This window comes from Burkholderia sp. CpTa8-5, from assembly GCF_017815045.1.
Classification (GTDB): Bacteria; Pseudomonadota; Gammaproteobacteria; order Burkholderiales; family Burkholderiaceae; genus Burkholderia; species Burkholderia sola.
The window spans coordinates 1-26463 of sequence record NZ_JAGIQD010000044.1 but is presented as its reverse complement, the minus strand read 5'-3'; the positions used below and the strand labels follow the sequence as shown (position 1 = coordinate 26463).

The following is a 26463-nucleotide window of genomic DNA, read 5'->3' as shown; positions in this document are numbered from 1 at the left end:
GCTCCCCGCGATAGGGCGCGGCGTCGCGGGGCGTCCTCTTTGAGTCGCTCCCAAGCGTTTTGCCCGCGTGCTATGACGGGATTATCCGATATCTTTGGCTTCATCAGGATCGAGCGGTCGAGCCGTTACAGCGCTGCGTTCCATACCCGCGCGAGCAATGCCCCGGCGACACACAGAGCAGCTCCGGCAAGCGGCAGCCACCACGGCATTCGAGCGAGTCGCTGTGTTTCCGCGAAGTGCCGTTCCGCTTCTTCCAATAGTCGCAAGGATAGGACGTGCGACCTCGCAGCGAATTCCTCGGTATGGCCTTGGGTCATGCGTTTCCTCAATCGGAGCCCGATGGGAGTCGATTCTAGCGCGACTAGTGGGCTGTGCCGCGCCATCGCGCTGCCCCCGCAGCACACCGTCGGCAGCGCGGTAAAATGCGCCGAGACCAATCAACCGGCAAGGGCCGGGCATAAAAATGAAAATCAAACACCTCCCTTCCATCTTCGCGTCACTCTGCCTAGTCGCCGGACTGTATGGCTGCCACAGCGGGACATCCAACTCCGAGTCCGATGCAGCCGCCAGTTCCGCCTCCGACGCACGTGCAGCTTCGGACGCGAGTTGGCCCAAACCCGCGACTATCAAGCTCGCTCAGACGCCAGAAGAAAAGCGCTTTCTGGACGACGCCGGATGTTTTGATGGCACGTGCTTCACGGCGGAAAAGTTCGACCGATTCATTGTCAAGAAGTACCCCGACATTGCCAAGATTCGCTTCCGTGTTTCGGGCGATCTAGAAGGCGATAAAGAGTCGATAGCAACTGCCCGCATGGACTTCAGGCGCGGCCTTTACTTTGCCAAGCAGATTCGGCTCGCGGATGGGAGATCGCTGTTTGAACTACTAGCGACGTGCAGTCATAGCTTCAACCCAGATAACGTTGCGCAACTCGCCTTCGATCCGAGCACCAGCAAACCCTACATCTTCATGCAGTACTTTCCCGTCTTCCTCCAGAAAGGCACGGGCAAGGACATCGAGTTGAATCTGCTCTGGGACCACGTGGGAGACGAGCTACGTGCACGCAGCCCGCTACTCTCGACGCACGCACTTATCGACAGCGACTATCTCAGTATGCACGGCCTTGACTGTCGGCCGCGGAATTCACCGATCGATGCTGACGAGTGAAAGTAGCAGGTAGACCGTGCGCGTTCATTACGACATTCAAGCAGACCATGAGACGCGGCCCGCCGAAGCGAGCCGCCGTTAGGGCCAGGCGCGAACATCCGTGATTGCTACTGGGACACTCCGGGCCAGTCAAGGCGGTCCAATGCTTCTCTCATAGCCGGAAGGCTCGCTGCCGCCGTGTAGGTCTTACGGCCGCTAGAGCCCTGTGCCGAGTGACCGGTAATCGAATCCATCGTGGCCTCGCCGACGTGTTTCTCTGCCAAGGTAGACCGGAGCCAATGGCGGAACTTGTGGGCACCCTCTAGCGCCCCTTCTGGCAATGCAGCAGCCTTGCGGAACTGGCGGAACCATTGGCCCATAGTGTCGCCTGGCCCCCGCGCACGACCGCAGGCAGACGGGAGCGCTGGCCCAATGCCGCCCAAGATTGCCGGGAGCCACTGAGCGAACCAGGGGTCGGCCAGTAGGTGTGCGGCCAGCGGGACGACTCGCTCAGACTCCTGAGTCTTGACCGTGCCAGCCTCGGCAGTGATACGTATTACCGTGATCCCATTGCGGGTCTGGAAGTCCTCTTTCCGTAGCTGCGCGATCTCGCCAATGCGTGCACCAGTGTGCAGCAGCAACAACAGCAAAGCGCGACCATCAGACGGCTCCACGTCCTGCCAATGGGGAGCCTCGGCCATGCGACCGGAGAACAGCGAATGACCGAACATTCGCCGTAGTTCATCGTCGGTCCAAGGCTCACGGGACTTCGCCCCGATTGTCTTGTCAAATGTGAGGTCGAGCGGGTTTCGCTCCAGTAGATCAATCTTTACGGCTACGTTTGCGAGGGAGGCGATACATGCGGCATGGTTTGCCGCCGTCTTACGGGACCATCCACGCGCCGGGTCCAGCAAGAACTCAACAAACGCGGCCCCTTTGGCCTTCGTCAGTTCAGTAAGCGGCACGCTGCCCACGGCCTGCTCGAACAACGTCAGCGCCCTCTCCGTGCGTCCAATGGCGTTGTCCTTAGGGGCGTTGCGTGCGATCCAGGACGGTACGACATCGCGTAAGGTCTTATGCGGCTCGGCGGGCTCGGACGACTCCGCGTGTACCTGCGGCGGCTCCGGTGCTGCCGGAGTATCAATCGGATTGCCTCCCTGCCGCTTCTCAATATCTACCAGTGCGGAGACCACGGCCCGTGTAATCTGGATCAAGCACCTTGTCCCTTCCTGGGAATCCCAGTCGATCCTCAGGCCCCATTCTTCAGCGGTACGCGCGGCGACGGCGCGTGCTGCGCCCAGGTCTCCATTGCGCATCGCTACGATAGACCCGCTCCTAGCCCTATCAAGGCGGGCTCGCGCTTGTACCCGTGCTGTGGGGTCGGCCTCAATGAATGTTACGTGGTCATCAACGTGCAGCAAGGAAAACCGGACGGCTTCCACGAACTGTTGCGCCAATGCTGGCGTAAGCGCCACGAACGGTGCGGGGGCGGCCTTGGTCCGCAGCGCGTCGAATCGGTCGCGGTGCTCCGCTATCAGCTTGAGGGCCTTGGTGATTGCTTCGTCTCGGTTTGAGGTCCGCAGACTCGCGCGATAGGCGTCAGCCTTTGGCTTGCCGGTCTTTGGGTCGCGGTAGAAGTTCTCTAGGTCCTTGGGGACGCCGATACGAATCTGGAAAACTGAGGAACCGGGCCTGAGGTAGACGCCGGTAGGGAGTTGGGTTGCCAAGTCAGTCATCTCCGAATTTTACACGGCGAACTGACACACCCAATTGACACACCCGGAAAACGGAAAGGCCCGGAAACCTTTGTCAGCATTGGCTTCCCAATACTGGCGCGGGTTTCCGGGCCTTATATCCTGGTCGGGGCGAGAGGATTTGAACCTCCGACCACCTGCACCCCATGCAGGTACGCTACCAGGCTGCGCTACGCCCCGAAAGAAAAAAATTATAACAGACAGTTCCCCGATTTAGAACGGGTCGCATGCATTTTGTGCCTGCCCTCGTGAAATTTTTTGGCGCGATCGTGCCGATGCAAGCAATCCGCGGCATCGAACCCGCATCGCCTTCACCGTCACCGCTTGCGCGCGATACAGATGACCGTCAGGCCGGCGATGCGGTTGAAGCGGAACATCGGCAACTCGATGCGGCAGATCGTCTTGAGCAAACCGTTGACGAACGGATGATGACGGCGCAATTGCGACGCAGGCTCGCGCGGATGCGAACGCGCCCGCTCGCCCAGCCGCAGTGCGGCCGCGAGCGGAAACGTCAGGCCGAAATAGTAGGCGCCGTGCTCGACGTCGAGCCCCGCGCGCCGGACCACGTCCTCGAGGCCGCCGAGCGTATACCTGCGCTTGTGCTCGAGAAAATCGTCGTGGCCGCTCCAAAGAAACTGGAACGCGGGAACCGTGATCAGGAACCGGCTGCCCGCTGGCGCGCCCTTCACATACTGCGTCAGCAGCCCGACGTCGTCGTCGACATGCTCGAGCACGTCCATCAGCAACACGAGATCGGCATCGAATCGATCGACGGAGCGCCGAAAGTGGATGGGCTTGCCGGCCGCTTCGCCATCGCTGTCGTCGGCGTAGCTCGTGTCGACACACCATGCTTCCGTCGCCGGCGTGCGCTCGAGCAGATGCTTCGAGAAAAAGCCGGAGCCCGCACCGACGTCGAGTATCCGGTTCACGCCCGACGCGCCCAGGAACCGGCGAATGGCGCTCGCCTTCGACGCGTAGTACCAGTGATCGCCCACTCCCGCACCCAGTACGTCGACTTCCTTCAGGTCCATGGCGCTTCCCCGTGATGGCTGCCGTGTTGTGATGTCGAATTCGCCACTGAGCCGATCTTACCTCGCCGCCCTCGCCGATCGTATCCGTCGATGCCCGGGGCCGCGCCGCTTCGGCATCCGGTGAAACCCGCGCCGGTCATGGTCGACCGCGGGTTTTCAGGGGCGCGTCGAAAGACGCCGGCCGACGGTCCGGACAAACCAAACGACCGTTTGATCCGCCCGTCCATCCACCGCGAAACCATTGTCCGGCAGCCCGCCAGCGCGCCGTAACCGGGCGGCCGTTGTTTGGTAACGCCGCTCTAGCGCGCTATGACACACTGCACGGCGTCGACGCTCGCGCCGTGCAGTGGCGCGCGCCCCCGTCGATCAAGACAAGACATGGAGACAGACGATGCGGAATGCGGTCCGGCGCGGCCATCGCTCGCCTTTGGCAATTTTCGACCGGGTTGCCGGCCTGCGACGCACGGCCGCCCCGCGATCACACACGACATCCCGCGTGTTCGGCTGCGGCGCGCTGGCGCTCACGCTGCTCTGCGCCGGCTGCGCGGAATCGGCCGCGCAGCGCGACAGCAACACGTCGATCGCATCGACGAAGATAGAACGCACGAAGGCGGAGCGCCTCGCGCGCGAGCAGCAAATCGCGCGCACCGTGCCGTCGCTCGCGTCGATCAGACTCACGCAACCGCGCCCGTTCACGCTGCGCGACTCGGGCCAGAACGGCGCGATGACGTTCCTGCGCGACGTCGATTTCCGCGTCGTCAACAATCTCGGCTTCTTCATTCATCAGCTGTCGGCCACGCTCGTGCCCACGCAGGCCGGCGCGCCGATCGTATTCGACGATCCGACGAGCTTCGAGATCGACGTGCACGAAGGCACGGTCACGCTCGACAACGCGAAGCTGACCGCCCTCTTCAACACCTACATCTTCGGCTATCGCAACGCGCCGCTGCGCAAGCTCGCGGTATCGGCCGGCGACGGCGTGATCCATCTGCAAGGCGAGATGCAGCGCGACGGCTGGGTACCGTTCTCGCTGATCGGCACGCTCGCGATCCGCGACGGCAGCCAGCTCGTGTTCCACCCGACCGGCGTACGCGTGTCGGGCCTCGACGCGCAGCCGGTGATGCGCGCGGCCAACGTGAAAATGGCCGACCTGCTGAAGGTGGAGACGCCGATCGCGCAACTCGCCGGCGACGATCTCGTGATGGCGGTCGACAAGCTGATGCCGCCGCCGCGCCTGAAGCTGACGATCACCGCGCTGCACGTGACGCCGGCGGGCCTCGACCTGAAGCTCGACGACGGCACGCATGCGGGCTTCGCGATGCCCGCGAACGCGCCGCAGCAAGCGATGTACATTCGCGGCGGCGACGTGAAATTCATGCGCTCGATGCCGATGAACGCGGACATCCTGATCGCTCCGCTCGACGCGTCGAAGCGCGACCAGACGTTCGTGTTCGACCTGTACCACTATCGCGACCAGGTATCGGCCGGCTATTTCAACTTCGACGAAAGCGGCGCGATGGCGATCCGGATGCCTACATATGCGGGCCCGGCCAGCGGCGCGCTGCTCGGCAACGCGGCCGCGCGCCTGAACGACAGCTTCCTCGCCGCGCAGCAGAATGCGCTGCGCGACGTGCGCCAGCATTGGGAAGCGTACGCGCTCGCGGCGGACGCCGCGCGGCCCGGCATGCAGAAGGTCGCGATGCGACGCACGTCGACGACGCCGTTCAACGAGCGGCACGTGTCGAACCGCAACCCGACGATCCATCTGCGCAACGTCGACTTCAACCTGTCCGGCGATATCGGTTTTCATGTCGAAGATCTCGACGTGGAACTCGTGTCGAAGCGCGCCGGCGAACCCGTCGATCTCGACGACCCGAACCAGTACGACATCCGCATTCTCGGCGGCACGGTCGTCGAGTCGTGGAAGGCGATGTCGGCGCTGTTCAACGACTACCTGCTCGACTATTCGCCGCGTTCGCTGAACGGCCTGCAACTGAGCGCGGACGGGCAGAACCTGCGCGTCCAGGGCGGCATCAAGCTGTGGAATCACGTGCCGGGCGTCTGGCTGCCGACCGACATGAAGGGCTCGCTGACGGTACTCGACGACCGCCACCTCGCATTCAAGCCGTCGCAGGTGTCGGTGCTCGGCATCCCGCAGGCGACGCTACTGCGCTCGCTCGGCATCGAGCTGTCGTCGCTGACGCCGCTGCAGCGGCGCGGCGCGGAACTGCGCGGCGACACGCTCGTGCTCGACCAGTACACCGTGTTCCCGCCGCCCGTGCTGAACGGCAAGCTCGGCCAGGCGACGGTCGAGCGCGACGGCTTGCGTCTGACGTTCCGGCGCGCACCGGGCGCGCCCGCGCCGAAGCGGCCGCAGATCGATGCGCCGAGCTACATGTGGATGGAAGGCGGCGACATGAAGATGTTCAACGTGCTCGAACTGAACGTGCGCGCGCTGATCCGGAATTCGGCCGAGGCCGGCCCGATGCGGTTCGACCTGTACGGGTACCGCAACCAGGTCGCGCAGGGCTCGGTGCGGATGCTGCCGGACGGCACGCTGGTCGTCGACATGGGCCGGAAGAATCCGCTCGCGTCGCGCTGATCCGCAGGCGCGACCCGCTTGAAAAAAGCCCGGTGGCGGTCGCCAACCGGGCTTTCCCATACATCCTGCGCACCGTGCGCTCAGTCGTGTTTCAGTCCGTCGATCACGTCCAGCAACGCCTGCCGCAACGCGGTCACATCGACGTTTGCGCCCGCGTTGGCCGCCCCGCGCGCATCGGCGGCCTGCACATCGGATTCGACCGGCTCCGCCGCGGCCCGATCGCTGCCCGGCGAATCGAGCCGGTTGCGCGCGCCGTTGATCGTGAAGCCCTGCTCGTACAGCAACTCGCGAATCCGCCGGATCAGCAGCACTTCGTGGTGCTGGTAATACCGCCGGTTGCCACGCCGCTTCACCGGCCGCAGCTGAGTGAACTCCTGTTCCCAGTAACGCAGCACGTGTGGTTTGACCCCGCACAGTTCGCTGACTTCGCCGATCGTGAAGTAGCGCTTCGCGGGAATCGGAGGCAAGACGACTTTCTCAACCGTGGTGGTCATCGGTTAACCGTCGGTAAGGGTGCGCGGCGGCCGCGCGGGGCGTGGGCGCGTATTACTCCGCGCCGTTTTCGACCAGCGCCTTCAGCTTCTGGCTCGCGTGGAAGGTTACCACCCGGCGGGCCGCGATCGGAATCGCTTCGCCCGTCTTCGGGTTGCGGCCCGGGCGCTGCGGCTTGTCGCGCAACTGGAAATTGCCGAACCCCGACAGCTTGACGCTTTCGCCGTTTTCGAGCGCATCGCGGATCACTTCGAAAAACGCCTCGACCATGTCCTTCGCTTCACGCTTGTTCAGCCCGACGCTATCGAACAGCAGCTCCGCCAGTTCCGCCTTCGTCAGCGTCGGCGTCTCCGTGGACGCCGGCGCCGAAGCGTCGCGGTTCATGGCGCTGCGTTGCGCCGTCAGGAGGGCTTCGAATTCACTCGAGGTCATGTCGTTCATATCTGCCATACAGCGCGTTGAATCAAAACTTACGATGGAAAAAGCCGCCCGCGAACGGGCGGGCCCTCTCCTTAGCCGCGCAGGCGCGCACCGGCACGAGCCATTCGCTCGACCAGCGTCTGGATCGCCTGATCGACGACCTCGTCCTGCAGCGTGCCAGCCGCGTCCTGCAGCGTCACGCGGAAGGCAAGGCTCTTCTCGTTCGCGGCAAGACCACCGGAAGTATTTGATTTTGCACGAAATTCGTCAAAGAGTACAACCTTCTGAACGAATCGGCAGGCGTCTTCGGCAAGCGCCTTCTTCATTTCGTCGAAAAGTGCCTGAACCTCGACCCCCTGATCGACGACAACGGCGATATCGCGACGGACCGGCGGGAATTTCGACACGTCGGTCGGCGCGGGCAGCGCACGTGCAGTCAGCGCATCCGCGTCGATTTCAAACATCACCGGCGCGTGCGGCAGCTCGTACTTCTGCATCAGGCGCGGATGCAGCTCGCCGATCCAGCCGACCGCACGGCCATCGACTTCGATGCGCGCGCTGCGGCCCGGATGAAGGGCCGGATGCTCGGCCTTCACGAAGCGCGCGACCGCCGGCGCGAGCAGCGCCTCGAGATCGCCCTTCACGTCGAAGAAATCGACCGCGCGGGTCGCGACGCCCCACTGCTCGTCGAATGCCGGACCGTACGCCAGCGCGCCGACGCGCTTCGGCTGCGCATGACCTTCGACCGCCAATTCGCCGGCCTTCACCGACGGATCGGCAATGAACACGCGCCCCGATTCGAACACGCGCACGCGATCGGCGCGGCGGTTCAGGTTGTGGCGCAGCACCGAGATCAGGCTGCCGAACAGCGTCGTGCGCATGACCGAAAGCTGGCTGGCGATCGGGTTCAGCAGACGGATCGGGTTGTCGTTGCCCGCGAAATCCTGCTCCCACTCCGCATCGACGAAGCTGAAGTTGACGGTTTCCGCGTAGTCGCGCGCGGCGAGCGCGTGACGGATGTTGTGGATCGAACGCCGCGTCTCGTGGGTCGCGCGCATTTCGCTCGTCGCGACCGGCGGCCGCGCCGGAATCTTCTCGAAGCCGTAGATGCGCGCCACTTCCTCGATCAGATCTTCCTCGATCTCGATGTCGAAGCGGTGCGACGGCGGCGTGACGAGGAACGCGTCGTCTTCACGCTCGAACGGCAGGCCGAGGCGCGTGAAGATGTTCGCGATCTCGTCGGCGTCGATCTTCACGCCGATAATGCGGTTCGCGCGCGACACACGCATCTTCACCGGCACGCGCTGCGGCAGGTTCACCGCCTGATCGTCGACCGGGCCGGCCTTGCCGCCGCAGATTTCGAGGATCAGTTGCGTGATGCGCTCGACGTGCTCGACGGTCGTCGCGTAATCGACGCCGCGCTCGAAGCGATGGGCCGCATCGGTCGAAAAGTTGTACTTGCGCGCGCGGCCGCGGATGCTGTCCGGCCACCAGAACGCGGCTTCGAGGTAGATGTTGGTCGTATCGAGCGTGACGGCCGTGCTGTCGCCGCCCATGATGCCGGCCAGGCTTTCGACCTGACGATCGTCCGCGATCACGCCGACCGTTTCGTCGAGTTCGACCGTGTTGCCGTTGAGCAGCTTCAGCGATTCGCCGCGCTTGCCCCAGCGCACTTCGATGCCGCCGTGGATCTTGTCGAGATCGAACACGTGCGACGGGCGGCCGAGCTCGAACATCACGTAGTTCGAGATGTCGACGAGCGCGGACACGCTGCGCTGGCCCGAACGCTCGAGGCGCTCGACCATCCACTGCGGCGTCTTCGCGTGCGCATTCACGCCGCGGATCACGCGACCCGAGAAGCGGCCGCACAGATCGGGCGCGGCGATGCGCACCGGCAGCGTCTCGTCGAGCTCGACGTTCACCGGGCGGATGTCGACCGGCGTCAGCGGTGCGCCGGTGATCGCGGCCGTCTCGCGCGCGATACCGAACACCGACAGGCAGTCGGCCTTGTTCGGCGTCAGCTTGATTTCGAAGATCGTGTCGTCGAGATTGAGCGTCTCGCGGATGTCCTGGCCGATCGGCGTATCTTCCGGCAGGATCAGCAGCCCGCTGTGATCCTCGGACAATTTCAGCTCACGCGCCGAGCACAGCATCCCCTGGCTTTCCACGCCGCGCAGCTTCGACAGCTTGATCGCGAACGGCTTGCCGCCCTCTTCCGCCGGCGGCAGTTCCGCGCCGACCAGCGCGACCGGCACCTTGATGCCGGGTGCCACGTTCGGGGCGCCGCACACGATGTTCAGCGTCGCGCCGGTGCCGGCGTCGACCTGGCAGACATTGAGCTTGTCCGCATCCGGATGCTTGACGACTTCGAGCACGCGGCCGACGACGATCTTCGACGTCGGCGGCGCAGCCTTGCTCAGCGATTCGACTTCGAGCCCCGCCATCGTCAGCGCGTGCGACAGGGCGTCGGTCGTCAGCTGCGGGTCGACAAAGGTTCTCAACCAGGATTCAGGGAATTGCATGGATGTCTACGTTCGAAACAGGTTAGATCGACGCCCGGGCTCCGTCGGAAACGTCCGTCGGGGCATGCGCGGGCACAGGTCGGCGCGGCGAGCGGCGTTATGCGAACTGGCGCAGGAAACGCAGGTCGTTCTCGAAGAACAGCCGCAGATCCTGGACGCCGTAGCGCAGCATCGTCAGGCGCTCGAGGCCGCTGCCGAACGCGAAACCGATGTAGCGCTCGGGGTCGAGGCCCATGTTGCGGATCACGGTCGGATGCACCTGCCCGGAGCCGGAAATTTCGAGCCACTTGCCGGCGTTCTTGCCGTGCTCGAACATCATGTCGATCTCGGCCGACGGTTCCGTGAACGGGAAATACGACGGACGGAAGCGCACGAGGATGTCGTCGCGCTCGAAGAATTTTTTCAGGAAGTCGGTATAGACGCCCTTGAGGTCGGCGAAGCTGATGTTTTCGTCGATCCACAGCCCCTCGACCTGATTGAACATCGGCGAGTGGGTCGCATCGCTGTCGACGCGATACGTGCGGCCCGGCGCAATCACCTTGATCGGCGGACGGTTCATGCGCGCATAACGCACCTGCATCGGGCTCGTGTGCGTGCGCAGCAGCAGCTGGCGGCCGTCGGCATCCTTGCCTTCGACGTAGAAGGTGTCCTGCATCGAACGCGCCGGATGGTTCTCCGGGCTGTTCAGCGACGTGAAGTTGTACCAGTCGGTCTCGATTTCGGGGCCGTCGGCCACGTCGAAACCGATCGAGCCGAAAATCTGTTCGACACGCTCCCACGTGCGCATCACCGGGTGCAGGCTGCCTGCACCGGCGCCACGGCCCGGCAACGTCACGTCGATCGCTTCGGCGGTGAGGCGCTGATTCAGCAGCGCGTCGGCCAGGGCCTGGCGACGGGCGGTGAGCGCGGCTTCGACCTGCTGCTTCGCGACGTTGATGCGTGCGCCTTCGGTCTTGCGTGCTTCGGGATCGAGCTTGCCGAGGCCCTTGAGCAACTCGGTCAGCGCACCCGATTTGCCGAGAAATCGGGCTTTCTCGTTTTCGAGCGTGGTGATGTCGGCAGCCTGTTCGAAGGACTGCTGCGCGTCGGCGACAATCTGGTCCAGATCCATAGATCCCATCATTTCCAACGTCATTCGGTCTTGGCGAGCGAAATGGTCTCGCCAAACAAAAAAGGGGCTCGGAAGAGCCCCGTTTTCGCTGCAGCGGCCGAGACTACCGGAACCTCGCTGCAACTAACCACGCAGTGCTAATTTCGCAATTAGGCTGCAACGGCGGCTTTCACCTGCTTGACGATCGCAGCAAAAGCAGCCTTGTCGAACACCGCCATGTCGGCCAGCACCTTACGGTCGAGTTCGATCGACGCCTTCTTCAGGCCGTTGATGAACACGCTGTAGGTCATGTCGTGCTGGCGAACTGCCGCGTTGATACGCGTGATCCACAGTGCGCGGAACACACGCTTCTTGTTGCGGCGATCGCGATACGCATACTGACCAGCGCGCATCACCGCCTGCTTGGCGATGCGGTAGACGTTATTGCGGCGGCCGCGATAACCCTTGGCCAGGTTGATGATCTTCTTGTGGCGGGCCCGTGCGGTTACCCCACGTTTGACTCGAGGCATGTTTCTCTCCTTGGAGTATCAGTTGAGGGGTTACGCGAACGGGAGCATCGCGCGGACGGAGTTCAGATCGGAATCATGAACTGCCGTTGCGCCGCGCAGATGGCGCTTGTTCTTCGTGGTTTTCTTGGTCAGGATGTGACGCTTGAAGGCTTGACCGCGCTTGACGGTACCGCCCGGACGCACCACGAAGCGCTTTGCAGCGCTCTTCTTGGTCTTCATCTTAGGCATGACGAACAACTCCAGTTTATTAGATGGCGATGGGTGTGCGGTTGGCTTGCGCCCTTGACCCGCCCTTCGAAACCCAGTCCACTTGTGTACGGCGACCCGCTTGCGCAGCCGCCGTCATCGTTGGCGCGCCGCCCTGACCGGGCAACGCGCCGAACCACTGTCGAACCTGCGCGCGATGCGCGCGGGCCCGTTACTTCTTTTTCTTCGGCGAGAGCACCATGATCATCTGGCGCCCTTCCATCTTCGGCATCTGCTCGACCTGGCCGACTTCCTCGAGATCCGTGCGCAGACGCTCCAGCATCCGCATACCGATTTCCTGGTGAGCCATTTCGCGGCCGCGGAAACGCAACGTGATCTTCGTCTTGTCGCCCTCTTCGAGGAAGCGCACGAGATTGCGGAGCTTGACGTTGTAATCCCCGTCATCGGTACCCGGGCGGAATTTGACTTCCTTGACCTGGATGACCTTCTGCTTCAGCTTCGCTTCGTGCTGCTTCTTCGATTCCTGGTACTTGAACTTGCCGTAATCCATCAGACGGCAAACCGGCGGCACCGCTTGCGGCGCGATTTCCACCAGGTCAACATCCAGTTCTTCCGATTTACGGAAAGCGTCAGCGAGTTTTACGATACCGAGCGGTTCGTTCTCGATCCCGACCAGGCGCACTTCCGGCGCAGTGATTTCACCGTTGATGCGGTGCGACGACTTATCAGTAGCGATGTTACGTTTCCTCTAAAAATTAAAAAAACGAGCCGCGCTGCCAGGGCGGTTACTTGAACGAGCGCAGGTCTTCCTGCAGACGCTCAACGAAGGCTTCGACCGGCATTACGCCAAGGTCGACGCCGCCACGGGCACGCACGGCTACCGTTTGCGCATCACGCTCCTTATCGCCCACGACGAGGAGATAAGGCACCTTTTCCAGCGTGTGCTCGCGTATTTTATAGCTAATCTTCTCGTTGCGCAAATCGGCCGCCACTCTAACCCCTTGTTTTTGCAACGATTGGGTCAGAGCCTGCGCATATTCGGCTTGACTTTCGGCGATATTGAGCACAATTGCCTGGTACGGCGCGAGCCAGACCGGCATTGCACCAGCGTGGTGCTCGATCAAAATGCCGAGAAAACGCTCCATCGAACCGACGATCGCACGGTGCAGCATCACCGGCCGGCGACGGCTGTTGTCCTCCGCGACGTACTCGGCGCCCAGGCGCTCCGGCAGCACCATGTCGAGCTGCAGCGTGCCGCACTGCCACGAGCGGCCGAGCGCGTCCTTGATGTGGTACTCGATCTTCGGGCCGTAGAACGCCCCCTCGCCCGGCAACTCTTCCCACGTGAGACCACAGGCGGTCAGCGCGTCGCGCAGGCCCTGCTCGGCGCGATCCCACGTCTCGTCCGTGCCCGCACGCTGGTCGGGGCGCAGCGACAGCTTGATGTCGATGTGATCGAAACCGAAGTCCTTGTACACGCTCATCGCGAGCGTGTTGAACGCGATCGATTCCGAGATGAACTGGTCTTCCGTACAGAAGATGTGTGCGTCGTCCTGCACGAAGCCGCGCACGCGCATCAGACCGTGCAGCGCGCCCGACGCCTCGTTGCGGTGGCACGAGCCGAATTCCGCGTAACGCAGCGGCAGGTCGCGGTACGAGCGCAGGCCATGCTTGAACACCTGGACGTGGCCCGGGCAGTTCATCGGCTTGATCGCGTAGTCGCGCTTCTCCGACTCCGTCGTGAACATGTTCTCGCGATAGTTCTGCCAGTGGCCCGACGCTTCCCACAGCGAGCGGTCCATGATCATCGGCGTCTTGATCTCGAGATAGCCGGCGTCGTTCACGCGACGGCGCATGTACTGCTCGACCTGCTGCCACAGCGCCCAGCCCTTCGGATGCCAGAACACCATGCCCGGCGACTCTTCCTGCATATGGAACAGGTCGAGCTGCTTGCCGAGCTTGCGGTGGTCGCGCTTTTCCGCTTCCTCGAGCATGTGCAGGTACTGATCCTGGTCTTCCTTCTTCGTCCAGGCCGTGCCGTAGATGCGCTGCAGCTGCTCGTTCTTCGAATCGCCGCGCCAGTACGCACCCGCGACCTTCATCAGCTTGAAGACCTTCAGCTTGCCGGTGGACGGCACGTGCGGGCCGCGGCACAGATCGGTGAAGCCGCCGTGCGAGTACAGCTTGATTTCGTCGCTTTGCGGAATCGATTCGATGATCTCGGCCTTGTACTTCTCGCCGATGCTGCGGAAGTAACCGGCCGCCTCGTCGCGCGACACGACACGGCGCGTGACCGGCTCGTCCTTCTTCGCGAGTTCCTGCATGCGCTTTTCGATCTTTTCCAGATCTTCCGGCGTAAACGGGCGGTTGTACGAGAAGTCGTAATAGAAACCGTTGTCGATCACCGGGCCGATCGTCACCTGCGCGTCCGGATACAGCTCCTTCACCGCATACGCGAGCAAGTGGGCGGTCGAGTGGCGGATGATGTCGAGGCCGTCGGCATCCTTGTCCGTGACGATCGCGAGCGACGCGTCGCGGTCGATCAGCGTCGACGTATCCACGAGCTCGCCATCGAGCTTGCCACCCAGCGCAGCCTTGGCGAGGCCGGGACCGATCGAGGCCGCAACCTCGGCAACTGTCACCGGATGCTCGTATTGTCGAACTGAGCCGTCAGGCAAGCGTATCGAAACCATAGCATTCTCCGTGATGCCGACAGTGGGCGGCAGACCAGGTACGCGAGATCAAACTCGCGCGTGAAAATTCGCGACAAAAAAAATGCGGCCCCGCTTTCGAGGGGCCGCATTCGATACTTCACTCAAACTGAAAGGGCGAAAACGTTCCTCGACTAGCGTCGCTCCGAAGTGGTTTCGGTCAACGTTCGCGGTGTCATAACCGTATTCGCCTTGTTCGCGTTGAGTTGTGTACTGCTTCGAACACCCGGAGGCCGGGCATTCTCAATTCGTTGGTAGGCTCGATTGGATTCGAACCAACGACCCCCACCATGTCAAGGTGGTGCTCTAACCAACTGAGCTACGAGCCTAGAGAAGCTAAGATTATATGGAGTGGCTGCAGGCTTGGCAAGTGTTTTATGCGGTCGCAGCAAAATAACGCGGATCCAACCCCATCAGGATTTCCGCCCTGCCCGCACGACGCCCTGCACCTCGCCGAGCAGCGTGCACGCGCGCTGCACCTGCGCCGAATTCGAGACCTCGACCGTGAACTGCATGAAGGCCGCATTGCGGCGGCTTTGCGTCTTCACGCCCACGACGTTGATCTTTTCGCGCGCGAACACTTCGGAGATATCGCGCAGCAGCCCTTGCCGATCGCTCGCCTCGATCATCAGGTCGACCGGATAGACGGACGCGCCGCGCCCGCCCAGCACGTCGGCCGACCAGGTCGTCTGCAGCACGCGTTCCGGCGCGCGCTCGACCATCCGGCGAAACGTCGGGCAGTCGGTGCGGTGGATCGACATCCCCTTGCCGCGCGTGACGAAACCGCTGATCGGATCGGGCGGCGCCGGACGGCAGCAGCGCGCCAGCTGCGTCAGCAGCGCGTCGACGCCCACCACCAGCACGCCGGTCGACGCACCGTGCGCGACGCTCGCGCCGCTACTGCGCTTCTCGAAATCGGCCGGCGCCTCGGGCGCCGGTTCCGGCGGCGGCGCGTCGGACAGCGCGTGCTCGACGTTGCGCAGGCTGAATTCTTCCTTGCCGACGACCGAGAACAGCTCCTCGGGCGACTTGAAGCCGAGCTTCGCGGCGAGGTTGTCCAGGCTGACCGACGTCTTGCCCTCGCGCTGCAGCGTCTTTTCGACGAGCGCGCGGCCGTGCGCGATGTTTTCTTCCTGCTCGATCGAGTTGAACCACGCACGCACCTTCTGCCGCGCACGCGGGCTCTTCAGGTAACCGAGCTGCAGGTTCAGCCAGTCGCGCGACGGCCCGCCTTCCTTCACCGCGACGATCTCGACCGTCTGGCCGTTCGAAAGCGGCGTGTTCAGCGGCACCATCACGCCGTCGACGCGCGCGCCGCGGCAGCGATGGCCGAGCTCGCTGTGCAGGTGGTACGCGAAATCGACCGGCGTCGCGCCCTGCGGCAGCGCGATCACGCGCGCCTGCGGCGTCAGCACGTAGATGTGGTCGTCGTCGAGCGACGTCTCGCGCAGTTGCGCCCACGCCTGATCGCCCGACACCTCGGTGCCGTCCTCGACGTCGTCCTTCCACGCGAGCAACTGACGCAGCCACGCGATCTTCTCGTCGTACTTGTCGCTCGCCGAGAACTGGCCGCCATAGCCGCGTGCGCCGGCCTCCTTGTAGCGCCAGTGCGCGGCGACGCCGTACTCGGCGAAGCGATGCATCTCCTGCGTGCGGATCTGCACTTCGAACGCACGGCCGTCGTCGCCGATCACAACCGTATGCAGCGACTTGTAGCCGTTCGGCTTCGGCCGCGAGATGTAGTCGTCGAACTCCTTCGGCACCGGCTGCCACAGGTGATGCACGATGCCGAGCACCGCGTAGCAATCCTTGATGTCGGGCACGATCACGCGAAACGCGCGCACGTCGTACAGCTCGGAGAAATCGAGCTCCTTGCCGCGCATCTTGCGCCAGATGCTGTAGATATGCTTCGGCCGGCCGCTGACGTCGGCCTGGATGTGCGCTTGCGCGAGCTCGTGCTGCAGCCGCGCGATCGCCTGCGTGACGTACGCCTCGCGCTCGATGCGCTTCTCGTCGAGCAGCTTCGCGATCCGCTTGTAGGTGACGGGATCCTCGAAGCGGAACGCGAGATCCTCGAGTTCCCACTTCAGTTGCCAGATACCGAGACGGTTCGCGAGCGGCGCATAGATCTCGAGCGTCTCGCGCGCGACGTCGGGCGGCGGATCGAGCTTCGCGGCCGCGTAGTAGCGCAGCGACTGCAAGCGCGAAGCAAGGCGGATCAGCACCACGCGGATGTCCTGCGCGAACGCGAGCAGCATCTTGCGCAGCGCCTCGATCTGCGTGCGCCGCTCTTCCGCCGCGTCGCGCCCGGAGTCGGGCTTCGCGTTCTGCGCGGCGCGCAGGCTGACGGTGCCGAGCCGCAACAGCTTGCGCACGTCGGCCACGAGCCGCGCGACTTCGTCGCCGAAACGCTCGGTCAGCTCGCGTTCGGGGTCGCTCAGATGCGGCGTCAGCACGAACAGCGCGGCGGCCTGCATCGCGTGCGGATCGACGTTCAGCGTGCGCATGATCGCCGCCGTGCCGGCCGAGTGATCGGCGAGCAGCTCGCCGGACGACAGGCGCGCGTCGCCGGCCCGCTCGCGCACGAACGCGAGCACGTCGTCGAACGACGGCGCCGCGACGGGAGAAGCGGAAACGGATTCGGTCATTGCACGGCCTGCCGGAATACGGTCATCTTTGGCTGACGCTCAGCTCCGCTGCGCGGCGACGACCACGATCTCGACGAGCAGCGCCGGATCGGCGAGCTTCGCCTCGACGGTCGCGCGCGGCGGCGCGTTGCCTTCCGCAACCCATGCGTCCCACTCGGCATTCATGCCTTCGAAGTTCGCGAGATCCGAGATGTAGATCTGCACCGACAGCAGATGGGCCTTGTCGCTGTTCGCTTCGGCGAGCAGGCGGTCGATGTGGCCGAGCACTTCGCGCGTCTGGCCGCGGATGTCCTGCGTGGTGTCTTCGGCGATCTGGCCGGCCAGATACACGGTACCGTTGTGGATCGCGGTTTCGGAGAGACGGGCCCCGACGTGGTGACGAATGACTGCCATGAAATGTTCCGGTCGTGATGGGTAGGGATTCGGGCGGCGGCACGGCCCGCGTGCCGCCGAACCGCATATTATGACGCGTTTATGCGTCGCCTTCGACGAAAAACCGCCGCGCGAGCGCAATCTGGTCCGCGCTGACGAACGCCGGCGCGTGCCCTGCCCCCGGAATCTCGACCTGCGTCACATGCCGGCCGCGACGGACCATTTCGGCCGCCGTCTCGCGCGACAGCAGGTCGGACGTCTCGCCGCGCACGACGAGCAGCGTCGCGTCCGTCGTCTCGATCGCGCGCCACAGCGCGGCCTCGCCGAGCGCGGCCAGTTCGGGCGTCGTCGCCTTGAACGGCTCGGCGATGCGCGGATCGTAGCGCATCGTCCAGCCGCCTTCGGGCAGTTCGTGCAGCAGCGGCCCGTTGATCTCGCGCCACTCGTCGGCGCTCAGCGCACCGAACGGCAGCGACAGCGACGTCAGATAATCGACTCCCTCCTGCTCGGTCGCAAAGCGCGGCTGCACGCCGAGGTACTCGCCGATACGCGTCAGCGAATCGGGCTCGATGCGCGGACCGACGTCGTTGACGATCATCCGGCGCAGCGGCGAACCGGGCAGCCCGGCAAGCGCCATGCCGATCAGGCCGCCCATCGACGTGCCGAACCAGTCGACCGATTCGACGTCGAGCCGGGCAATCAGCGTCACCATGTCGGCCACGTATTGCGGAATCGCATAGAGCCGCGGATCGGCCAGCCGGTCCGAGCGGCCACGCCCGGCGACATCGGGGCAGACGACGCGATACGTATCGGACAGCGCGGCGGCCAGCCGGTCGAAATCGCGGCCGGAGCGGGTCAGGCCGTGCACGCAGACGAGCACGCGCGAATTCGCGGGGTCGCCCCACTCGGTATAGGCGACGTGGTGAAGGCCGGCCGTGCTCGCACACTGCACGCGCCGCTGGCGGGGAACCGGGGGATTCGCTGAGGTCGTTGGCATCGTTGGCATCCTGTCGAACGGGGGGCGACGCGCGGGGCAACGCTTGCGACGCCCGATGCAAACGATTGTAAACCGCTTCGGAATGACGGGTCGCCACGCGCCCGGCCCGCCACCCGGGGTGGGTTCAGTCGTGGCGGTGCCACGCATGACGCAACTGCTCGCGCAGGAAATCGACGAATGTCCGCACGCGCAGCGGCACGTGACGGCCGCCGGGATAGACGGCATGCAGCGGCGCGGCGGACGCCGCGAAGGCCGGCAGCACGCGTACGAGCCGGCCGGCGTCGAGATCGGCGCCGACGTCCCAGATCGACTTCAGCGCAATGCCCGCGCCCTCGAGCGCCAGCGTGCGCACCGCGCCGCCGTCGTTGGTCAGCAGCGCGGCCGTCACCTCGACCGCCACGCCGCCTTGCGCGCCGTCGAACCGCCATTCGGCACGCGGCTGGTCGCCCATCACGATGCATCGATGCGCACGAAGCTCGGCCGGATGGGCCGGCGACCCGTGCGCCGCGAGATAACCCGGCGACGCGCACAGCACGCGATGATTCGGCGCCAGCTCGCGCGCGATCATCGTCGAATCGGCAAGATTGCCGATCCGCACGGCGACGTCGATGTCGGACGCGAGCAGATCGACGACCGTATCGGTCAGCATCAGCTGCACGGTCAATTGCGGATGTCGCTGCTGAAAGGCCGCCACGAGCGGCGCGATTCGCAGGCGGCCGAGCTCGCCGGGCGCCGTCACGCGCAGCACGCCGCTGACCGTGCCGCGGCGATCGCGCATCAGCGTTTCCGCCTGCTCGACCTCCGCGAGGATGCGTAGCACCTGCGCGTGAAACTGCGCGCCGTCGTCGGTGAGCGTTTGCTGCCGCGTCGTCCGGTGCAGCAGGCGCACGCCGAGCCGCGACTCGAGATGCGCGAGTCGCTTGCTGACGACGGACAACGACAGGTCGAGCTCGCGCGCCGCCGCCGACAGGCTGCCGGCCGACACGATCCGCGCGAAGGTATCGAGCGCCGGGAAATCGTCGATCAGCGTCATGGCGCCCGCCTCACCCAAATCTTTCCTTTTTTCGAATAATCCATTCTTCTTTTGCCCGTATTTGCATGCAGAACGGAAACCTACCATACCTGTTCCGCGTCGTCGCCTGACGCTTTCACAGGACCCTCGAAACCATGTCGATCCGCCTTCGTTCGGCCACCCGCCCCGTCGCGCACGCATTCGCGGCAGCCGCTTGCGTCGTGGCGCTCTGGCCCGTCGCGGCCCATGCCGCCGATCTCGTCGAGCCGCACACGCTGACCGTCGCGGCGGGCTTGCCGGCCGCGCAGGCCCGCGCGCAAGTGCTGGCCGCGCGCCGCTACGGCAGCTTCTGGAATACCGGCGACCCCGCGCTCGCCCGCGCGGCGCTCGCCGACGACTTCACCGACCGAACGCTGCCGCCCGGCCGCGAACAGGGCCTACCGGGGCCGCTCGCGGCGTCCAGCACGATGCGCGGCGCGATCCCGGACCTGCGCTGCGACATCGAACAGATGATCGTCGCCGGCGACCGGGTCGTCGTGCACCTGCATTTCCGCGGGCATTTCACCGGGGCGTTCAACGGAACGGCCGGGCGCGGACAGGCGATCGACTTCATCGCGACCGATATCTATCGGATCGACCACGGCCGGATCGCGGAAAACTGGCACATCGAAGACAACCTGACGCTGATGCGTCAGCTTGGGCTCGTCGGTTGACGGAGGGGACGATGACTCACGGTAACGACACTTCCGCGACGCCGCTGCCGCGCCGCACGTTCCTGGCCCAGGCCGGCGCCGGGCTCGCGGCCGGCGTCGCGCTGGCCGCAGGCACGTCCGTGCCCGCCACCGCCGCGCCGACGCCGATGCCTGCCGCACCGGGCACCACGCCGTACTGGCCGGACGGCGCGCGGCTCGTGATCTCGATCTCGATGCAGTTCGAGGCGGGCGGCCAACCGCCCACGGGCGCGGACAGCCCGTTTCCGGCGGTCGCGTTCCCGCCGTCGGTGCCGGTCGATCTCGCGTCGGCCACCTGGTTTGCGTATGGCTACCGGGAAGGCATTCCGCGCCTGCTCGATCTGTGGGACCGGCACGGCGTGAAAGTGACGTCGCACATGATCGGGGAAGCCGCGCGCCGGCACCCCGAACTGGCACGCGAAATCGTATCGCGCGGCCACGAAGCCGCCGCGCACGGCCCGACGTGGCGCGCGCAATTCGCGATGAGCCGCGACGACGAGCGCCGCTTCCTGACCGACGCGCGTGACATGGTCGAGGCGGTGACCGGCCAGCGCCCCACCGGCTACAACTGCAACTGGCTGCGGCGCGGCCCGCATACGCTATCGCTGCTGCAGGAACTCGGCTACGTGTATCACATCGACGACGTCAGCCGCGACGAACCGTTCATCGAGACCGTCGGCGGCCGCGATTTCGCGGTGGTCCCGTACACGCTGCGCAACAACGACATCCTGCTGATCGAAGGCCGCAACTACTCGCCGACGATGTTCGTCGAGCAGATCAAGCTGGATTTCGACCAGCTGTACGCGGAAGCCGGACAGCGGCGCAGACTGATGTCGATCAGCGCGCACGACCGGATCAGCGGCACGCCGCAGATGGTCCGCGCGTGGGACACCTTCCTGCACTACGCTCGATCACACCCGGGGGTCGTTTTCATGCGCAAGGACGACATCGCGCGCTTCGCGCTGCACAGCCCGATGACGCTGCGCGAGGCCGAAACGATCTGACCGGATTCCGCTCAACTCTGCTCAATTCACTACCCAGGAAAGACTTTCATGAACGATCCGCTCCACGGAAAGAACGTACTCGTCGTCGGCGGAAGCTCCGGCATCGGCGCCGCCACCGCGACGGCATTCGCGCGGCGCGGCGCGCATCTGACGATCGCGTCGCGCGATCCGGCCAGGTTCGGCATCGATGCCATACCGGGCGCGCAGGTGCGGACCGAAGCGCTCGACATCACCGATACGGCGGACGTCGATGCGTTCTGCGCGCGCGTCGGCCGGTTCGACCACGTCGTGATTTCAGCCGCGAAAACGGCCACGGGCCCGCTCCGTGCGCTGCCGCTCGCCGACGCGCAGGCAGCGATGGACAGCAAGTTCTGGGGCGCCTACCGCATCGCCCGCGCGATCGATATCGCGCCGGGCGGCTCGCTGACGTTCGTGTCGGGGTTCCTCAGCGTGCGGCCGAGCGCGTCGTCGGTCCTGCAAGGCGCGATCAACGCGGCGCTCGAGGCGCTCGCCCGAGGGCTGGCGCTCGAACTGGCGCCGGTTCGCGTGAACACCGTGTCGCCGGGCCTGATCGCGACGCCGCTGTGGGATAAGCTCGCGCCCGACGCACGCGACGCGATGTACGCGGGCGCCGCCCAACGGCTTCCGGCACGCAGGGTCGGCCAGCCGGAGGATGTCGCGAATGCGATCCTGTATCTGGCGGCCACGCCTTATGCAACCGGTTCGACGGTACTGATCGACGGCGGCGGCGCGATTGCGTGACGCGTACGTCCGTTCGTGACAAAACGCCCCGCGCTCCGTCGGGAACGCGGGGCGTCGAGGATCACGCACCAGGGTCGTGCTCAGGCCACGGCGCTGACGTCGAGCGGTGCGCCCGTCTTCGTCTGGATCTCGTCGACGCTCACGCCGTCGGCGAGTTCGAGCACCTTCAACCCGGACGGCGTCACTTCGATCACGCCGAGATCGGTGATGATCAGGTCGACCACGCCGACACCCGTGAGCGGCAAGTTGCATTCGTCGAGGATCTTGTGCTGATCGCCCTTCGCGACATGCTCCATCAGCACGACGACACGCCCCACCCCCGCGACGAGGTCCATCGCGCCGCCCATCCCCTTGATCATCTTGCCGGGGATCATCCAGTTCGCGAGGTCGCCCTGCTTGCTGACCTGCATCGCGCCGAGGATCGCGAGGTTGATATGGCCGCCGCGAATCATCGCGAACGAATCGGCCGACGAGAAGATCGACGAACCGGGCAGCGTCGTGACGGTCTGCTTGCCGGCGTTGATCAGATCGGCGTCGACTTCGTCTTCGGTCGGCGACGGGCCGATGCCGAGCAGGCCGTTCTCCGACTGCAGCCACACCTCGACGCCTTCCGGCACGTGGTTCGCGACGAGCGTCGGCAGGCCGATGCCGAGGTTCACGTAGAAGCCGTCCTGCAGTTCCTTCGCCGCACGCGCAGCCATCTGGTCACGATTCCAGGCCATGTCAGTCTCCTTTCGCGCGTACGACGCGTTGTTCGATGCGTTTTTCCGGCGTCGCGTTCAGCACGATGCGCTGCACGAAGATTCCCGGCGTATGAACCTGATCCGGATCGAGCGTGCCGTTCTCGACGATCTCCTCGACCTCGACCACGGTGATCTTGCCGGCCATCGCGCACATCGGGTTGAAGTTGCGCGCGGTGCGGCGATAGATCAGGTTGCCGGACTTGTCGGCCTTCCACGCCTTGACGAGCGCGACGTCGGCCGTCAGCGACTGCTCGAGCACGTAGTGGCGATCGCCGAACTGGCGCGTTTCCTTGCCTTCCGCGATCACGGTGCCGTAGCCGGTATTCGTGAAGAACGCGGGGATGCCCGCGCCGCCCGCGCGCAGCTTCTCGGCGAGCGTACCCTGCGGCGTGAATTCGAGCTCGAGTTCGCCGGCCAGGTACTGGCGCTCGAACTCCTTGTTCTCGCCGACGTACGACGAGATCATCTTCTTGATCTGGCGCGTTTCCAGCAGCAGGCCGAGGCCGAAACCGTCGACGCCCGCGTTGTTGCTGATGCAGGTGATGCCCTTGACGGCCGAATCGCGCAACGCCGCGATCAGCGCCTCGGGAATGCCGCACAGGCCGAAGCCGCCCACCGCGAAGGTCTGTCCGTCACGGACGATCCCCTCCAGCGCGGCAGCCGCGCTTGGATAGACTTTGTTCATCAGTTGTCCCTTCCTCTATGGAAACCAGCAAAACCGGTTCACGCGCCACGTGGCGCAAGCCCGCCGCACCATTCTATGCATGCGCGGCGATGCCTGCGTCGAGGCACGCTTTTTATGTCGCGACGAACGCCGCGAGATGCCTGAAAGGGTACGATGCGGCGCGGATGCGGCACAATACGCAAAAATACATAAGCATTTCCCTCCGCCCCCCGCGCCATGCCCGATCTCGATTACCAGACCGCCTTCCACCTCGCGCCGCTCGGCCTCGTGCTGTCGCGCGACCGCGTGATCGAGGACTGCAACGACGCGCTCGCGTCGATCTTCCGCTGCGCGCGGGCCGACCTGACCGGAAAATCGTATGCGGTGCTCTACCCGTCCACGGACGAATTCCAGCGAATCGGCGAGCGCATCGCACGCGTGATGGTCGCGAACGGCGTCTACTCGGACGACAGAATCATGAAGCGCGCGGACGGCGAACTGTTCTGGTGCCACGTGACGGGCCGCGCGCTCGACCGCACCGCGCCGCTCGCGGCCGGCATCTGGACCTTCGAGGATCTGAGCGCGACGCGCCGCGTCGCGGTCGAGCTGACCCCGCGCGAACGCGAGATCGCCGCGCAGCTCGCGACCGGCAAGACCAGCAAGCAGATCGGGCGCGTGCTCGACATCAGCTCCCGCACGGTCGACATCTACCGCGCGCGACTGATGCGCAAATACGGGACGAACAATACGCCGGAGCTGCTGCAGCGCCTGCTCGGGCAGTGAACGCGCATTGCATCGCGGCGCTCGAATGACGATCGGCCGCACATGGCGGCCGATTGACGGAAACGACGGGCACGGCGCGCCACCGGCGACCCGGTGCGCACGGCCTGCCGATATGCGCGCTCAGCCGATTTTCGTCGCGAGCGCGTGCTCGATCGTGTCGCGCAGCAGCGGCGGCAGCGGCACCGACTTGCCGAGCGCGTAATCGACCCACACGCAGCGCGCGTTGCCGCGCGCATAGACATGCTGCGGATCGTCCGCGCGCGTGAGCTCGAAGCCGGTGTCGAAGCTGCTTCGGCCGGGCTTCGCGGCCGACATCCTCGCGATCACGTCGCCCGGATAGTGCAGCTGCTTGAGGAACTCCATCGACGCGGTGACGATGACGGGCCCCTGCCCCTCGCCGTTGCCGCCCGCAATGCCGAGCTGCTCGAACCACGAGATCCGCGCCTGCTCCATGTAGCGGAAATAGACCGTGTTGTTCACATGGCCGAACGCGTCCATGTCGCCCCAGCGGATCGGCATCGACATCTCAAAAACGGGGGAGTAATCGCTTGTTGCGCTCATTGCTGTCTTCTTTGTTGCGAAATGTCATCCGCTCACGCAAGGCCGAAGCCGTCGTCCGCGGAGATGATCGAGCCATTGATGAACTGCGACTCGTCGGCCGCGAGCAGCAACAACAGCCCGTCGAGATCCTGCGGCTTGCCGACGCGCCGGCGCGGCAGTATCGACTGCAGCTTCTGGCCCTGCTCGGTTTCCCACAGGTAATGATTGATTTCGGTATCGATATAGCCGGGGCAGATCGCATTCACGTTGATCCCGTGGCGGCCCCACTCCAGCGCCATCGCACGCGTCATCTGCACGACCGCGGCCTTGCTCATCGCGTACAGCCCGATCTGCGGGAACACGCGCAGCCCGGCCACCGACGCGATGTTGATGATCCGGCACGGCGGCTTGCCATTGCCGCCGCCGTTCGCGCGCATGATCATCCGCTTCGCGACTTCCTGCGCGACGAAAAATGCGCCGCGCGTGTTCGTATCGAACACGAACTCGAAATCCGCCGGCGTCACGTCGACGAGCTTCTGCATCGTCGACACGCCCGAATTGTTCACGAGGATGTCGATCGTGCCGGCTTCCGTCTCCGCATGCGCGACGGCCGCCTTGATGCTCTGGACGTCGGTCACGTCGAGCGACACGACGTGCGCGGCGCCGCCCGCCGCCTCGATCTCCGCGCGCAGCTCCTTCAGGCGCTCGACGCGGCGGCTCGCGAGCACGACCTTCGCGCCGGCCTGCGACAGCACCTGCGCAAAACGCTGCCCGAGGCCGCTCGACGCGCCCGTGACCAGCGCAACCTTGCCCTCCAGATTGATCGATCGACCCATTTGCACATCCCCTTTCGATATCGTTGCGCCAGCCCGGACGGCACAGCCCGGGCGGCATTACCCTAGCACAAAAAATAGAACGATCGTGCTAATCTACCCGCATGCTGTTGCGGCAAGCGTTTCGTTTCGCAGACAATACGCTCCCGAATAAAAGCATTCTAACGGTTAGAGGAACGCCAATGACCCCCGCAAGCCTCATCGAGCAATACGGCCCGCGCGAATCGATGGAATACGACGTCGTGATCGTCGGCGGCGGCCCCGCCGGGCTGTCGGCGGCGATCCGGCTCAAGCAGCTGGCCGCCGAGAAAGGCACCGAGATCGGCGTGTGCGTGCTCGAGAAGGGTTCCGAGATCGGCGCGCACATCCTGTCGGGCGCGGTGATGGACCCGCGCGCGATCACCGAGCTGTTTCCCGACTGGAAGGAACGCGGTGCGCCGCTCGACGTCGAGGTGAGCGAGGACCGCTTCCTGTTCCTGTCCGAGAAGAGCGCGGTGACCACGCCGAACTGGGCGCTGCCGGACAACTTCAAGAATCACGGCAACTACGTGATTTCGCTGGGCAACGTCACGCGCTGGCTCGGCCAGCAGGCCGAGGCGCTGGGCGTCGAGATCTTCCCCGGCTTCCCGGCTGCGGAGATCCTCTACAACGACGACGGCTCGGTAAAGGGCGTCGCCACCGGCAACATGGGCGTGGGCAAGGACGGCGAGCCGACCGAGAACTTCCAGCTCGGCATGGAGCTGCACGCGAAGTACACGCTGTTCGCCGAAGGCTGCCGCGGCCACCTCGGCCGCCAGCTGATCTCGACGTTCAAGCTCGACGCGAACGCCGATCCGCAAGCGTACGGGATCGGCATCAAGGAACTGTGGGA

Annotated in this window: 25 protein-coding genes and 2 tRNA genes; 7 read left to right on the top strand and 20 right to left on the bottom strand. The window is 64.8% G+C overall.

Annotated elements, in window-relative coordinates:
• Positions 1-463 precede the first annotated feature (463 nt).
• Positions 464-1165 (top strand): hypothetical protein, encoded by a 702-nt coding sequence (locus J8I35_RS34765; RefSeq protein WP_245170532.1) that lies wholly within the window; start codon positions 464-466, stop codon positions 1163-1165.
• A 107-nt stretch (positions 1166-1272) separates the two neighbouring features.
• On the opposite strand, the gene J8I35_RS32990 is transcribed toward J8I35_RS34765, so the two are convergent.
• From J8I35_RS32990 to J8I35_RS32980, 3 genes are all read right to left on the bottom strand, one after another.
• Entirely contained in the window at positions 1273-2871 is a 1599-nt protein-coding gene (locus J8I35_RS32990; RefSeq protein ID WP_245170531.1) for a tyrosine-type recombinase/integrase, read from the bottom strand.
• Between the two features lie 130 nt (positions 2872-3001).
• A tRNA-Pro gene (locus tag J8I35_RS32985) sits at positions 3002-3078 on the bottom strand.
• Between the two features lie 137 nt (positions 3079-3215).
• A complete protein-coding gene (locus J8I35_RS32980; protein WP_209929219.1) occupies positions 3216-3929 on the bottom strand; it encodes a methyltransferase domain-containing protein in 714 nt (237 codons plus the stop codon).
• Positions 3930-4320: 391 nt separating this feature from the next.
• Between J8I35_RS32980 and J8I35_RS32975 the strand changes: the two genes are divergently transcribed.
• The gene (locus J8I35_RS32975; protein ID WP_209929212.1) at positions 4321-6531 is read left to right on the top strand and encodes a hypothetical protein; all 2211 of its coding nucleotides are present in this window, start codon (positions 4321-4323) and stop codon (positions 6529-6531) included.
• An 80-nt stretch (positions 6532-6611) separates the two neighbouring features.
• On the opposite strand, the gene J8I35_RS32970 is transcribed toward J8I35_RS32975, so the two are convergent.
• The 13 genes from J8I35_RS32970 to J8I35_RS32910 all read right to left on the bottom strand — a co-directional run bounded on the left by J8I35_RS32970 (position 6612) and on the right by J8I35_RS32910 (position 19553).
• Positions 6612-7025 (bottom strand): MerR family transcriptional regulator, encoded by a 414-nt coding sequence (locus tag J8I35_RS32970; protein ID WP_050012471.1) that lies wholly within the window; start codon positions 7023-7025, stop codon positions 6612-6614.
• Positions 7026-7077: 52 nt separating this feature from the next.
• Positions 7078-7464 carry an integration host factor subunit alpha gene (locus tag J8I35_RS32965; RefSeq protein WP_006486093.1) on the bottom strand — a complete coding sequence of 129 codons (387 nt, stop codon included), beginning with the start codon at positions 7462-7464 and terminating at the stop codon, positions 7078-7080.
• A gap of 71 nt (positions 7465-7535) precedes the next feature.
• Entirely contained in the window at positions 7536-9965 is a 2430-nt protein-coding gene (gene pheT / locus J8I35_RS32960; protein WP_209929211.1) for a phenylalanine--tRNA ligase subunit beta, read from the bottom strand.
• Positions 9966-10062: 97 nt separating this feature from the next.
• Positions 10063-11076, bottom strand: coding sequence for a phenylalanine--tRNA ligase subunit alpha (gene pheS, locus J8I35_RS32955; RefSeq protein ID WP_050012469.1), 1014 nt, complete (start codon positions 11074-11076; stop codon positions 10063-10065).
• A gap of 149 nt (positions 11077-11225) precedes the next feature.
• A complete protein-coding gene (gene rplT / locus J8I35_RS32950; protein ID WP_004192938.1) occupies positions 11226-11585 on the bottom strand; it encodes a 50S ribosomal protein L20 in 360 nt (119 codons plus the stop codon).
• Between the two features lie 30 nt (positions 11586-11615).
• A complete protein-coding gene (rpmI, locus tag J8I35_RS32945) occupies positions 11616-11813 on the bottom strand; it encodes a 50S ribosomal protein L35 (RefSeq protein WP_004191477.1) in 198 nt (65 codons plus the stop codon).
• A gap of 190 nt (positions 11814-12003) precedes the next feature.
• Positions 12004-12528, bottom strand: a complete 525-nt coding sequence (gene infC, locus J8I35_RS32940; protein WP_071734130.1) for a translation initiation factor IF-3 — start codon at positions 12526-12528, stop codon at positions 12004-12006.
• A 49-nt stretch (positions 12529-12577) separates the two neighbouring features.
• Entirely contained in the window at positions 12578-14485 is a 1908-nt protein-coding gene (thrS, locus tag J8I35_RS32935; protein WP_209929209.1) for a threonine--tRNA ligase, read from the bottom strand.
• A 270-nt stretch (positions 14486-14755) separates the two neighbouring features.
• Positions 14756-14832 (bottom strand) — tRNA-Val (locus J8I35_RS32930).
• Between the two features lie 84 nt (positions 14833-14916).
• On the bottom strand, positions 14917-17151 hold the full coding sequence (locus tag J8I35_RS32925; protein ID WP_124637873.1) for a bifunctional (p)ppGpp synthetase/guanosine-3',5'-bis(diphosphate) 3'-pyrophosphohydrolase: 2235 nt from the start codon (positions 17149-17151) through the stop codon (positions 14917-14919).
• Between the two features lie 39 nt (positions 17152-17190).
• Positions 17191-17544 carry a RidA family protein gene (locus tag J8I35_RS32920; protein ID WP_050012466.1) on the bottom strand — a complete coding sequence of 118 codons (354 nt, stop codon included), beginning with the start codon at positions 17542-17544 and terminating at the stop codon, positions 17191-17193.
• A 79-nt stretch (positions 17545-17623) separates the two neighbouring features.
• Positions 17624-18520, bottom strand: a complete 897-nt coding sequence (locus J8I35_RS32915; protein WP_089488380.1) for an alpha/beta hydrolase — start codon at positions 18518-18520, stop codon at positions 17624-17626.
• A 124-nt stretch (positions 18521-18644) separates the two neighbouring features.
• Complete coding sequence (locus J8I35_RS32910) at positions 18645-19553, bottom strand: LysR family transcriptional regulator (RefSeq protein WP_209929204.1); 909 nt, start codon at positions 19551-19553, stop codon at positions 18645-18647.
• Between the two features lie 134 nt (positions 19554-19687).
• On the opposite strand from J8I35_RS32910, the gene J8I35_RS32905 reads away from it, so the two are divergent.
• The 3 genes from J8I35_RS32905 to J8I35_RS32895 are packed head-to-tail and all read left to right on the top strand — an operon-like array spanning position 19688 to position 22029.
• Positions 19688-20245 (top strand): ester cyclase, encoded by a 558-nt coding sequence (locus tag J8I35_RS32905; RefSeq protein ID WP_124556414.1) that lies wholly within the window; start codon positions 19688-19690, stop codon positions 20243-20245.
• Positions 20246-20256: 11 nt separating this feature from the next.
• On the top strand, positions 20257-21267 hold the full coding sequence (locus J8I35_RS32900; RefSeq protein WP_209929202.1) for a polysaccharide deacetylase family protein: 1011 nt from the start codon (positions 20257-20259) through the stop codon (positions 21265-21267).
• 48 nt (positions 21268-21315) lie between these two features.
• Complete coding sequence (locus tag J8I35_RS32895) at positions 21316-22029, top strand: SDR family oxidoreductase (protein WP_050012461.1); 714 nt, start codon at positions 21316-21318, stop codon at positions 22027-22029.
• 80 nt (positions 22030-22109) lie between these two features.
• On the opposite strand, the gene J8I35_RS32890 is transcribed toward J8I35_RS32895, so the two are convergent.
• Both J8I35_RS32890 and J8I35_RS32885 read right to left on the bottom strand, forming a co-directional pair.
• The gene (locus J8I35_RS32890; RefSeq protein ID WP_050012460.1) at positions 22110-22751 is read right to left on the bottom strand and encodes a CoA transferase subunit B; all 642 of its coding nucleotides are present in this window, start codon (positions 22749-22751) and stop codon (positions 22110-22112) included.
• A gap of 1 nt (position 22752) precedes the next feature.
• On the bottom strand, positions 22753-23457 hold the full coding sequence (locus J8I35_RS32885) for a CoA transferase subunit A (protein WP_050012459.1): 705 nt from the start codon (positions 23455-23457) through the stop codon (positions 22753-22755).
• Positions 23458-23673: 216 nt separating this feature from the next.
• On the opposite strand from J8I35_RS32885, the gene J8I35_RS32880 reads away from it, so the two are divergent.
• Positions 23674-24219, top strand: coding sequence for a LuxR C-terminal-related transcriptional regulator (locus J8I35_RS32880; protein WP_050012458.1), 546 nt, complete (start codon positions 23674-23676; stop codon positions 24217-24219).
• A gap of 120 nt (positions 24220-24339) precedes the next feature.
• Here the strand turns inward: J8I35_RS32880 and J8I35_RS32875 are convergent, their stop codons facing one another.
• Together J8I35_RS32875 and J8I35_RS32870 are read right to left on the bottom strand one after the other, a co-directional pair.
• Positions 24340-24780 (bottom strand): thioesterase family protein, encoded by a 441-nt coding sequence (locus tag J8I35_RS32875; RefSeq protein ID WP_050012457.1) that lies wholly within the window; start codon positions 24778-24780, stop codon positions 24340-24342.
• A 32-nt stretch (positions 24781-24812) separates the two neighbouring features.
• A complete protein-coding gene (locus tag J8I35_RS32870) occupies positions 24813-25595 on the bottom strand; it encodes an SDR family oxidoreductase (protein WP_050012456.1) in 783 nt (260 codons plus the stop codon).
• Between the two features lie 179 nt (positions 25596-25774).
• Here J8I35_RS32870 and J8I35_RS32865 point away from each other — a divergent pair.
• Positions 25775-26463: NAD(P)/FAD-dependent oxidoreductase (locus J8I35_RS32865; protein ID WP_209929200.1), on the top strand; the 689-nt coding region annotated here is incomplete at its 3' end.